The sequence below is a fragment of the Myxococcus vastator genome, from assembly GCF_010894475.1.
Lineage (GTDB): Bacteria > Myxococcota > Myxococcia > Myxococcales > Myxococcaceae > Myxococcus > Myxococcus vastator.
Genome location: NZ_JAAIYB010000616.1, coordinates 1 through 3,811 on the forward strand (window position 1 = coordinate 1; position 3,811 = coordinate 3,811).

General features: G+C 71.9%; 2 protein-coding genes. Both read right to left on the reverse strand.

What is annotated here, in order from left to right:
- Window positions 1-43: 43 nt before the first annotated feature.
- Window positions 44-2,671: a penicillin-binding protein 1A gene (locus G4D87_RS34920; protein ID WP_240358853.1), complete on the reverse strand. Its 2,628-nt coding sequence runs from the start codon at window positions 2,669-2,671 to the stop codon at window positions 44-46.
- A gap of 96 nt (window positions 2,672-2,767) precedes the next feature.
- On the reverse strand, window positions 2,768-3,811 hold a 1,044-nt coding region (locus G4D87_RS34925), incomplete at its 5' end, for a tetratricopeptide repeat protein (RefSeq protein ID WP_163787002.1).

The following is a 3,811-nucleotide window of genomic DNA, read 5'->3' on the forward strand; positions in this document are numbered from 1 at the left end:
AGCGCGGCCAGCACGGGGGCGAGCAGCAGGGCTCGAACGGGGCTCACAAGCCCCGCCTGTTGCCTTCGTCGAGGAAGAACTGGTCGGTGGTCACCTGCCCCGGCGGTGGCGCCTCCGCGGTGGGCTGCGTGCCTTCGAGGAAGGGCTCCAGCCGGCCCGGGACGGAGTTGCCCGCCAGCAGTCCGCTGATGGGGTCGATGCGCACCTGCACGACGCCAGGGGGCACCTCGAACTCCCGCGTGGGCAGCCCTTCGTGGGCCACGCGCATGAACTGGAGCCAGATGGGCAGCGCGGCGCGGCCACCCGTCTCACTGCCGCCCAGCGGCGCGTTGTTGTCGAAGCCCACCCACGCGCTGGCCACCCAGTCCGCCGTGTAGCCGGAGAACCACGTGTCACGGGACTGCTGCGTGGTGCCCGTCTTGCCCGCGGCGGGGCGCTCCAGCGCGAGCACGCCCCGGCCCGAGCCGTCCTCCACCACGCTGCGCATCAGCGACGTGGTGAGGTAGGCCACCGCGGGCGGCAGCGTCTCCTCGAAGGCCGGCTGGTGCTCCTCCAGCACCTTGCCGCGCGCGTCGCGCACGCGCAGCAGCATCAAGGGCTCCGCGTAGCGGCCGCTGGCCTGGAGCGTGGCGTAGGCGTTGGCGGCCTCCAGCATCGTGACTTCACCGGTGCCCAGGGCCAACGTGAGGTTCTCCGGCAGCGGGGAGTGGATGCCCGCCCGGCGCGCGAAGTCGATGGTGGTGGCCGGGGTGAGCGCCTCGATGAGCCGCACGGACACCGTGTTCTTCGACTTGGTGAGCGCCTCGCGCAGCGTCATCGGCCCCTGGAACTGACGGTCGTAGTTCTGCGGCTTCCACGTCTTGCCCGTGTACGGGTCGCGCACGGCCTCGGGGGCGTCATTGACCTTGGACAGCGGCGTGTAGCGGCCACTGCCCATGGCGGCGGCGTAGAGGAACGGCTTGAACGACGAGCCCGGCTGCCGCTTCGCCTGCGTGGCGCGGTTGAAGGACGAGCGCTCCGCGTCATAGCCGCCCACCAGCGCCACCACGTGCCGATTCTCGGGGCGAATGACGACCAGCCCGCCCTGCACCTCGGGCACCTGGTCCAGCGTCGCTTCCACGAAGGCCGGCGCGGGCGGCGCCTTGAGCACGCGCACGAAGACGAGCTCTCCCTCCGTGAAGACGTCGGAAATCCTCTTCGGCGCGCCCTTGCCCTTCCGCCGCGCCCAGGTGACGGACGAGAAGGCAACCTCGGCGGTGCGGCCTACCAGGTCCACGCGCGCCACCTTGCGCTTGTCGTCCACCTGCGTGACGTAGCCCGTGAGGCGCAGGCCTTCCTCCATGGGCTTGAGGCGCACCGACTGCGCCAGGAGCTGGTCCGCGGAGAGTGGCGCCTCGTCCTCGGGCGACAGGTCCGGCCGCTGCTCCTCGGTGCCTTCCTCTTCCAGCGGGTCCAGGGGCGCTCCCGCAAGCTCGGGCGCCTTCGGCTCTTCCTTCTCCACCTTCGCCAGCGAGGACAGGTCCGCGACGTAGCCCTGGTCCTTCTGCCGGCGGCCCGCCTCCTCGATGCGCGTGGCGATGAGGGCCCGGTAGCGCTCCCACTGGCCCTTCTCCAGCGAGCCACGGGGGCCGCGGTAGCCCTGGCGCCGGTCCACCGCCTCCAGGCCGTCGCGCACCGACTGCTCCGCCGCGAGCTGGAGCCTGGGCACCATGGCGATGTCCACGCGCAGCCCGCCCTCCATCACCACCTGCTCGCCGTAGCGCGCGATGAGCGTTCGGCGAATCTCCTCCGTGTAATACGGCCCCACCACCTTGCCCCGCCGGGGCGCCAGGACAATGGGCTTCTCCTTCTCCTTCTCCGCCACGTCCGCGGACACGAAGCCGTTGCGCGCCATCTGGTCCAGCACGTAGCGCTGACGCGACTTCGCCCGCGTGACGTTCGTCACCGGGTTGATGCGGTGCGGGAGCTGCACCGTGCCCGCGAGCACGGCGGCCTCGCCCACGTTCAGGTCCTTGGCGTGCTTGCCGAAGTAGAAGAGGGCCGCCTCCTCCATGCCGTAGCGGCGCTGCCCGTAATAGGACTGGTTGATGTAGAGCGAGAGAATCTGGTCCTTGGTGAGCGCCTCCTCCACGCGCGGCGTGAGAATCCACTCGCGCGCCTTGCGGGAGAACTTGCGCTCGGGGGACAGCAGCAGGTTCTTCACCACCTGCTGGGTGATGGTGGACGCGCCGGACTTGCGGCTGTTGGGGATGAGGTTCTTGATGGCCGCGCGGGTGATGCCGAAGAAGTCCAGGCCCTCGTGCTTGTAGAAGTCCGCGTCCTCGGCGGCCAGGAAGGCGTTGCGGACGTGGGGCGGCAGGTCCTCCACGCGAATCAACGTGCGCCGCTCGCGCGCGAACTCGGCGCAGAGGGTGCCGTCACCGCACGTCACCTTCGTCACCTGCGGCGGCTGGTAGTTGCGCAGCGCGTCCACGGAGGGCAGGTCCTGGCTGTAGTACGCGTAGCCGCCCGCCACGGTGAGGGCGCCGAGCACCAGGCACACGACGCCGGTGATGAGCAGCCGCTTCGTCCAGCGCCACAGCCGGGCACCGAACCCCGGTCGCGAAGGCGGCGCGGGGGGAGTGGGTGTGGAGGAATCGGGCGAAGAGGGCATCTGGGGCGCCGTGCTCATTGCGTTGGAAGGAAAGTCCGCAGGTTAGACCGGGGGACACTGAACGGGAACCGCTCTGGAGGCCTGCCCGGCGCAGGGCCTCCAGGCAGGAAGGCGCTAACGGGAGGCAGGCACCTCCCCCTGGGTGGGGCGCGCCTGCCCACGCTCCGTCCGGGCGCCGGCCAGGTCCGCGTGGGCCGTGCGCCGCATCCGGTCCGCGTTGACGCGGGCCTGGACGTAGCGCGGGGACAGGTGCATGGCGGCGGCGTAGGCGGCCCGGGCCTCCTCCACCTGGCCGAGCCGCTCGTGGGCCACGCCCAGGTTGTTGTGCACATAGGCGACGTGCGGGAGCAGCTCCGCCGCCCGGACGAGCACGTCCGCGGCCTTCTGGGCCTCCCCGGCGCGCAGATAGGTGAGGCCCAGGTTGTTGAGGGCGTAGCCATGCTCCGGGTGGAGGTGGACGGCCTGCTCGAAGCGCAGCATCGCCTTCGCCAGCGCGTCCTGCGCCAGGTGGGCGCGCCCGAGCACCTGATAGGCCTCCACGTACTCGGGATTGCGCAGCACGGCCTCCTCGCCCACGGATACCGCTTCGGCGTGGCGGCCCAGGGACACCAGCAGCCGCGCCTGACGCACCAGGGGACGGGCATCCAGGGGCAGCAGCCGGCCGAGCTGGGCATGGGCACGCACGGCCAGGTCCGTTCGGCCCGTGAGCCCGGCGAGCTCCGCCGCCAGCGCCAGGGCGGCCACGTCGTCAGGGGCGTCATGAATCGCACGGCGGCACTCGGTGAGCGCGCCCGCGAGGTCGTCCCAGTCGCGCAGCAGGTGGGCCCGGCTCAGGTGGTCCACGCGCCGCCCATGTCCGTGTGGCAACGCGAGCTCGGCGTCCGGCGCGATGCCGGAATCATCCGAAGCGGTTTCATCCGGCGCGCGCTGCTCGAAAGCAGGCGGGAGCGCGGCGGCGTCACCCCCAGGGCCGGCCGCATCCGCATCCGCTTCCGCGGCGTCCGCGTTGGACGTGGACGGCTCCTCGGTGGCGAGCCAGGCGCGCAGCGCGGGGGGCAGCGGCACCTCCGCCCACGCCAGGGTCAGTCCGAGCCCCACGAGGCCCACCAGCACCAGCGCGCGCCGCACGGAGGGCGGCGGGCGGAGTCCGGTGGGGGA